Genomic DNA, 9007 nt, shown 5'->3' with positions numbered 1-9007 from the left:
GCAAAAAAATAAGAATTTGGAACACCCCTGATTTCATAGAAGGCTGGGCCAAACTCATTGAACTGGGCGTTGATTATATCGACAGCGACAGCATTAAAGCCCTGGCTGAGTATTTAAAAAAGAACGGGGTGAGAAAAATTTAACTGACATCTTTCAGTATACATGGCCCCCACCTTGCCTCCTCCGCCAGCCGGCGGAGAGGTTGGTGGGGGCCTTTTTTTGCCCTTTCTAACCGCTTTTTAATGCAACTTATGGCAGCAATTACCCCTCTTTAAAAATTTGGCACATTTTTATCGGTATGTGACCGTCCCAAATACACTTGAAAAAAAAATTGTATACCGTATATTTTATGACCAGACTAGTAACCGTAACGAAGATCTCCATTGGTACCCTGATCTTTTTGAGTAGTTGTGTTCCTACCAAAAAATTTAAAGCCTCCCAGGCGGCCTTACAATCTGCCAGAAACGACAGCGCGGCGCTCGCCCAGAATGTGAGCAACCTGAAACAACAGGTAGCGGACCTGCAAAAATCGGTGGAGGCAAAAAGCAAAAGCATTAGTGAGCTGGACCAGGAAATTGACAAATTGTCAAAAGATATCTCCGACCTGAACCAGGAAAAAGTAAAATTGATCAACGACGCCTCCAGCAAACAATCCCTGCTGGCTAAAAATGGCCAGGAACTGGTTAGTCAGAAAAAGAAACTGGAACAATTACAGGCATTGATGGACCAGCAGAAAGCAGCTATTGAAGAGATCAGAAAGAAGATGGCGAATGCCCTCAATGGCTTCAAGTCGAGCGAGCTTACCGTAGCTACAAAAAATGGTAAAGTATATGTAAGCCTGCAGGAAAATCTGCTGTTCCCTTCGGGTAGTGCGGTAGTGAACCCCAAAGGAAAAGAAGCGCTGAATAAACTGGCCGAAGTATTGAACGTGAACCCCGATATCACGGTTGACATCGAGGGCCACACCGATTCTATTCCTATCCGCGGCAAATACCAGGATAACTGGGACCTGAGCCTGGCACGGGCCGCTTCTATTGTAAGAATTTTGACGATCGATTATAAAGTAAGCCCTGAAAGGGTGATTGCTTCGGGTCATAGCCAGTTTGAACCGGTTCAATCGAACAGCAGCGCTGAAGGCAGGGCGCAAAACAGAAGAACGGACATCATTTTATCGCCCAAACTGGATGAGTTGTTTAAGTTGTTGCAAAACTCGTCGGCGAGTAAGTAAATAAAGTATTATAAAAAGAAAGGCTGTCCGTTAATTTCGGACAGCCATTTGCGTTCTTACTAACGGCCAGTTTTTATAAAATATATCTCTTTTATAAAATCAAACCCCTTTTCAGGAGTGGCTGAATTCAATAAAAAAATTGTATCCATATCTTTTTTATAAGGAGGGTAAAACTGTTCTCCTAATTCTTTCATATTATAGGTAATATTTTTATAATAAAGTTGATTATAATCATAAGCGCCTCCTTCTCCGGCAACCCAGGTACCAATACTATCATGCATGAAAGGCACCTTCATATTCATTGTAAAAGTGGAATCTGAATGAAAAGTTATACTTAATTGTTTATACTTATCAGCATCTATTGCATATACTCCTAATGAAGTACGACTTACATCCAGCTTATAAGTTCCTAATTGCTTGTTAAAAACCCTTTTCTGACTTACATTATTTGCACAAGCGCACAATAACAAGAATAAAAAGAACAAGCATAATTTTCCTATCTGTATCATTTCAAATAATTATCATTTTCTAATGAAGACCTTGCCACATTCTTGATGCAGCATTTTCATATGTTTCTTTTTCACCCGGCCGCGGATATGGATGCGGTTGAACTGCGTTAAGCAGCGGGCTTGACCATGGAATGAACAGGTTGTATGTTTGACTTATATTTCCGTATGGAGTCGATTTACCTGGTTCTCTCACATAAGATCTTGAAGAAACATCATCCTTGTCTAACCCAAAACGACCAAACATCATATGAAGAACATCTTTACCTAAATCACCGGAATACAGACTTGTAATATTAAAAATTTTTACCTGTACTCCATCAGCCGTCGGCACCATTGTAACAGTTCCGGAGCCGGTAAATCCAGTTATACTGCTAAAAACTGAGCCTGTTCTTTTGACATCATTTGCCAATTCAGCTCCCGCAAAAGGAACCTGAAAATCAACTACTGATTTTCCTTTTGCAAACTCTGCTATGGCCCCTTTGAGAACATCCGATTCTAAGAACTTCGAACTAATAATTCCATTTGTTGGAAAATTATAATTTTCCGCGCCTTCACCTGTTACAAAGTTATGCATTAAACGTGCGATAATGAAAGCCTCATAATTGTTTGTATGTGATGCCTGCGATTCATCAACGTAAAATGAAGCACCATTATAAACTTTTAAGTTGAACCTGTTATTTGGATCACCTTTGGTATCACTTACATAAGTCCCCTTTCCACAAGATAAAGTACCCTTGATTTGTTTATCCTGGGTAAACCAGTGACTTCTGCTCCAATAATTATCCTCATCATCGTTATCACTTGCCTCATCGTGGATAAAATCTACTACCTCCATCGCTTTTATCTCATTTAACCCAGGAGTTTTAGGGTTATTTGCTGGCTCCAAACCATCCAGATCAATAAATTTTACAGGATTATTCCCTGCAAACTGATATGGTGTATACCATGGATATTTTATTGTAAGTGGATCCACACTCAAAAATCTCGCCACCCTGGGATCATAAACCCTCATTCCATAATCCTGTTGATTTCCTTCCCCCTTCACATTATCATCATTTTCCTTCCCATTAAATCCAAACCGGTAATTATCATTAGCCGTATACCTCCTGCCCGGCATGAGCATACCAAACGGATAGTAATCGTTCGCAGTTATTACCTCAGGCGTATAATAATCTACGATCGTACCATTGCTATGCTGTATTCTTCTATCGCTTACCGTTACCAGCACATTGCTTAAATGATTGGTCTGTTCAAAAAGCTTTTCCCCTCTCGTAAAGATACTTTTAATCCCGGTTAAAAAACCACCCGATAAAACCGTTGTGTCATTCAGCGCCAGGTGCTGTGTGGCCATCCCCAGCCTGTTGCTGCCGAATAAATGCATTTCGGTTTGCGATAAATTACCTGCTGCGGGTTTTCGATAGACACTCAATATGTTACCACCGGCATCATGTACATACACAGTGGTATCTATTGGCGTTTGCGCCATGATCCGTTGGCCGCCAGGCCCGTACACATATCGTATGACACCACTTGATTTGGTTATGCTGGTGATTTTACCATATGCATTCCAGGCAACATTACTAAGCCCGTCTGCATTATCCTGAATCAGGTTGCCTGTTGCATCATACCTGTAATTGTCGTCTGCTTGTCCCTGTCTGAGATCATTATACTTGCTGTAATTAGCCGCGGATGCATCGGCAGCATCATCGACCACTTTGTGTAATTGATTTGTATTTGCTGTATAGAAATATTTTAAACTATCCATAGGAGCTCTGGCGGCGTCGCCATAACGGCTATAGGTAAGGATATTTCCATTAGCATCATAGCTCGCCCTTTCCCGGTAGTCGTTTATATTCAAAGGCGTAAATGTTCCTGCCGGTGCATTCAATCCGTGATAGGCATCCATGGCCACCAGCCGGTTCAACTGGTCGTAATGGTAATTATACACGTTACTGGCGCCCAGCTTCGGAATATTTACTGCTATAGCAGCGATATTGCCATTAAACAACGGCGCTGCATTGTTGCCCAGTGCGCTTAAAACCGAAGTTGCTTGTGGCGTATAACCGATCGCCTTATAATCGTTCCTGAAATAATGCAAACTATACGCATAGGCATCTTGTGAAACGGGAGACGCCTCCGTGGTATCAGTACCATTGGCCAGGGTGCCGCCCATAGCAGGGTTCACGCCTTTCAGCCAGCCCTGCAGGGTGTATACGTAATCCTGTTTTTGCACCAGCAACTGTCCCAGGGCAGTACGCGCCAGGACACCATGCCGGTAATAATCGTAATGCGCTTCCCTTTCAGGGAATAATAACAAGATCACACTGTCCCTGCCACTGAACATATCCGTTAACCTGTTTTCTGCATCATAGCTGTACCGGTGATAATAAGCATCTGCCTGCCCCGGCTGATAGCTTATCTGCTTTACTTTCGATGTGATCAGATCATAATCGTATACGACCTTCTTAAACCGGTTACCACTCTGGTTCAGGTTCATGGGATTCTCAATTCCTGCGCTGTTGCCAAAATCCTGCACCAGCGTGTCTACATTGCCATGTACATCGTAGGAGTAATACGTGCCGGAAGCCGGATAGTTATCCGTCACATTATTCCATAGTTGTAAATAGCTTACCCGGTTTCGCAGGTTTTGTTGCACCACTGGTTGCAACGGGCCTGTAAAACCCGGGTACCCCATGTCATATAGCGTTTGTGTTACCTGGTTGCGGGTGTTATCCGCAGCGGCATACCAGCCTTTCAAACTGCTTTCATTTTTTGCTATGCCGTCCGTGATGGCACTACCGCTGGATATTTGCCCCACTTCCGTAATACGATTCAATGAATCGTATTTCGTATAACTGTATACATTACCCTGCCCTCTTTGCCTTGCATTCTGGCTCAGCACCTGTCTTCCCAATATGTCGTACCACAAACTGCTTCTACCCCCATCGGGTGATTTCTGCAACACCAATTTGTTCAGGCTGTTAAAGCAATATCGTGTTATTAAACTATGTTGCGGCCTTCTTTCGGTATAAGCCAATCCATTCTCCATTTTTTGCCGGTCGGTTTTCACATCACTTAGGAAGCCTGCATCATAATTCGGTCGTACACCTTTGGGTGGAACAGTTTTAATAAGGTCGCCTGCCTGGTCGTAGTAATACAATGTATAATGGTATTCTTTAAAGGCATATTTCACATTAAAACTTTCTGTTGCCGCTATGCATTTTGCCTGATAAGCCGCTTTAAACGTAGCCAGGGCCTGCTGTTGCTGGTATTCATATTCCGCAGTTGCTTTCAATGTGGCACGGTCGCGCACTGCCTGGCATGGTGAAATTTGAAGGCCAAGACCGGTGGTATCATTAAGCGGGGTATGTTGCAGGCAAATAGATAAACCGGCGCCTGTGCCACTGATGCCGCCAATACCACATTGCGTTGCATTGAATTGGGCGGCATAATATTGCCAGTTGTGCTGCAGCCCGGTTTTGAAATTCACATACTGCGCAAACAGGTTGTTCCAAACAATTATGTCGTCGGGCACCACGCCATTCAACACCGGATGTTTGCTAAATATGGCATAGAAAGAAGCCTCCAGGCTCATAAACTCGCTGCAGCTGTAACAATGATAATTGCTGCTGTCGAAACCGCAATTCAGGAATTCCGGTTTGGGTTGTGGGCCATACAGCGGCCACACCCACAGCGTGTCGCAAGTTTGTTTAGGCGGTGGCGGAGTAGAAAGCGGAGCAGCAGTCCTGCACATCACGCAACCGTTATCAGGTGGACAATTATACAGGAAAGGCACCCCGCAATGATCCATAGCATTATACAATTCAAGCGTAAGCGTTTCGTGATATTTGCTGTATAAATACTCGTTGGCACTGTTAAACAAATATGGATTGTAACCGGCTTCACTCATGGCTGTTTTTATTTTTGCCCACTGTTTACAGGTACAGGTATCCAATAACCCAATAACCTGTTTGGTAACTGGAGGGTTTTTACCATACGGCCCCGGCCATTGAATGCCATAGGGATTGCAATATTCAGAGATAGAAATACCATTATTACTTAGTACGGTGTTAACTATCTGCTCAAAACTGGTGTCTGCGGCATTTTTATAAGCGGGCGCCACGGTTGAGGCCCCATAAGGATTGGCGCCATCAGTTCCATGCTTACAAACCTGCAACATTCTGCCGGTAATGGTATTGAGAATGGATTCGCGGGTGGCAGCATCTTTTGCTGCTAGTGCCGGGCAATTCAACAGCGCCTGCCGCCAGGCATTTATATAACTTTCGCAATGACTACCATAGAGCGCCATGGAATCATTCAGGTTCACGGTTGGAACCGTACCCTGGTCGTTCGGGAACCAGCTACCCCAGCCGCTGCTTTGCGCTGCCTGCACATCGTTAACAGGAAAGTAAATTCTGAATCCTTGTGTGTACAACGCCTGGTTATCTAAAGGATCGGTAACATTAGCCTGGGTATTGATGTATTGATTCACCATATTGCCACGCACCTGCCCGTACAATGCTTTATATTTATTCCAGGCCATTGCCTGAATGTCTGCGGTTATCTCTACTGTATTTATTGACATTTCATTGTAGATAATGTCCACTGGGGTGCCTATAGCCGTTAATTGCCCGGGCATACTGGCATAACAGGCATCGCGCTCATATGGTGATCCATATGCTTTGCAACCAACGGCATCACCATAGGCCAGCTTCCAGATGCCGTACCCGTTAGGGGTAGCATAATTAGTGATAATTAATTTATTGGAAGCCTGCGCCGGAATAGCAAAGAAAGGATCGCTGTTCACCGGCTCTATAGGCGTTGTAAGCAGTTGAAGACTGTCAATGAAATCGAAGCTGTTGCGCAGCGAGTTCTCGGCATACTGCAACCGCGCATATTCAGGATGGTAACGCAGCAACGAGGCTGTCCATGAGTCGGCAAATTCCGATTCAAAAGTTTCTTTCGTCATGGCTCCTAACCTGGAAGCAGACACGGATGCGTCTATATTACCAAAGGAAGTATAATAGTTATCTGCCACGCCGGCTTCATTCCGCGGAGTTTTAAAATAAGGTTGCGGGTATTTGGTGGGGTCGGCTGTAGAGAAAATATTGTACCTGTTATACATCGAACCCGACCCGCTTTCTGTTGCATATTGTCCGCTGTAAGGCACCATATCGCTCAGCATTTGCACCCGGATTGTTTCCAGGGTATGCGATCTGTTCGGGTTCAGCGAAATACAAAAAGCCGAGTCGCTTCGATACTGGTTTTTGATATCGTTTACCTGTTCAGGCGTTAGCTGGCCTACTGTTTTGCCAAGACTGGTGGCATAGTTAGAAAGATAGGTGTTGTAGTTGCCGAGTGATCCCAAACAACTGTTACAGGTTAACTCAGGGCTTGTAATGGCACAACCAGATGCCGTTGAATCAGCTGCAACGATATTTTCTATCAGGGATTCTTTTGTCTGGCAAAGCCCTACCCCGTTTGTATTGTACTGCGCCATGAACTGCGCCAGAAAATCCTGGTTAATGGTAAGCGTTTTGCGCACGCTGTACGATCCGGCACTGAGTGGTATTGTTTGATTGAAATTAATATTATCAATGCCCGTGTATGTGTAAACAATGGGATTATTGTCGCCGCTTTCATCGGTTATGGCGATCTGCAGATCAAATTTACAATCATAGCTTACGGTACCACCACTGCAGGTAGGTAATGTAAGTGTTTGCTTATTCAGCGTGTAGGTAAACTCATAATTCGTATTGGCTAAAGGCGCCAGAATGGTATTGATCGATTCAATACTATTGCCTTTTAATGTGTTCGATTCTTTGGTAAGCAGGTCGCGGGTAAGCGTGGTGCCTGACTGGAACTTATACTGGTTGGTATCGCTGATGGGAAGCGCCTGCATGTTGGGCGTTGCATCGCCCGCCAAAGCAGTAGCAATGGTACGCGCATGCATGTCTACATAACTGATGTTCATTTGTCCGTTCGCATCCCGAACCATGTTTTTAAAGTAATGGGTATAATTGCCCACTTCGGTGCCAAACAGGGCGTCGAGCTCTTCCTGCGCCGGCGTTCCATAATAATACCTTGTTTCATGACCGCTGCCCATACTGAGCGAATCGCCTATGCCGCTTTGCCGCATAGTGCGGCCCGTTGCATCGTTCATATACCGGGTAACAGTATAGGCATACCCATTGGCCGCCGGAATGTTCTTGTGATAACCATTCGCTGCATCCGGGTTGCGGGCACTGTAGTATTTGGCTGTGCCAAAACTGTCATTCAGCGGCGTAGTCGCATAATTACCCGACGAAGTTGTGGTATAGTCAAAATAATCCGCCGGATTGGTATTGTCATTCTGACCATTGAATTTATTCAGGTTCTTATTATACGTAATGATGTTATTGATACCAGGTGCAGGCAGGATCTGTACAGCCGGCCGGCCTTCCAGATCATACAGGGTTTCTGCCACTACCGTTTGACCGGTGGTGTTGTCTTTTGTAACCATCTGCCGGGAGCGCAGGGTACCATCGAAATACTGGATCACCGTTTTGCGTTTTCCATCTTCGGAATAAGTAGTGGTTGCCTGCCAGTTCAAACTGTCGTTGTGCCCATGGAAGGCAAACGTATCTACCGTGCTCCAGGGACCATCACTGCGGCTGCCACTGGGCATCATATTGATCGCCCGCACCCGCATATACAGCTTACCGGTTCCATCATATAATAAAGGAATATTGTACGCTCCTGCGCCTGCGCTTCCCGGCAGATCGATGCGGGTAGCGCCGTTTTTAAAGAGCAGATCTGTATTAATAACATTGTTACTCATATAGCTGTCCTGCATCTGATCATCGAGCCAGGTCCATTCCAGCTGTACGGCATTGTTATAGGTATACGCAGGCAGTGTCCAGCTTACGGGCACCGCATCTGCTATGGGATTCGCGGCAGGCCTGGTGTGGGAAAGAACCGGCTTTTTATTATCGCCTAGCTGGTAATATCGGCTACCGGCCAGGGTATTGGTAAGCATCAATACCTGTTTGGTATCGAAGCTTGTGCCGTTCACAGTGGTGGGCGCCTCCGTTCGTATCACGGTAATCCGGGTATATTCTGCATTGTTAAAGGTGAAATAATTCAGCGCATTGTATTTATTGCCGGCGTTAGCTGTATAGTTAACCGATAGCTTTATGGAATCTATCTGGTAGATCTGGGCCGGTGAATGGCCGTATTCCACTTTCAATACAGCAGTGGCGGTAAAATCGCCCGCGAGATATTTGTCTGT

Annotated in this window: 3 protein-coding genes; 1 reads left to right on the top strand and 2 read right to left on the bottom strand. The window is 45.0% G+C overall.

Annotation, left to right across the window (positions count from 1 at the left end):
• Positions 1-349 precede the first annotated feature (349 nt).
• On the top strand, positions 350-1228 hold the full coding sequence (locus ACJ751_RS21075; RefSeq protein ID WP_407747493.1) for an OmpA family protein: 879 nt from the start codon (positions 350-352) through the stop codon (positions 1226-1228).
• 59 nt (positions 1229-1287) lie between these two features.
• Here ACJ751_RS21075 and ACJ751_RS21070 read toward each other — a convergent pair whose 3' ends face one another.
• Positions 1288-1737 (bottom strand): hypothetical protein, encoded by a 450-nt coding sequence (locus tag ACJ751_RS21070; protein WP_407747492.1) that lies wholly within the window; start codon positions 1735-1737, stop codon positions 1288-1290.
• Between the two features lie 19 nt (positions 1738-1756).
• Positions 1757-8959, bottom strand: a complete 7203-nt coding sequence (locus ACJ751_RS21065) for an RHS repeat-associated core domain-containing protein (protein ID WP_407747494.1) — start codon at positions 8957-8959, stop codon at positions 1757-1759.
• Between the last annotated feature and the right edge of the window lie 48 nt (positions 8960-9007).

This window comes from Niastella sp. (genome assembly GCF_045805085.1).
In the GTDB taxonomy this organism is placed as follows: Bacteria; Bacteroidota; Bacteroidia; order Chitinophagales; family Chitinophagaceae; genus Niastella.
This window is presented reverse-complemented; position numbering and strand designations above follow the sequence as displayed.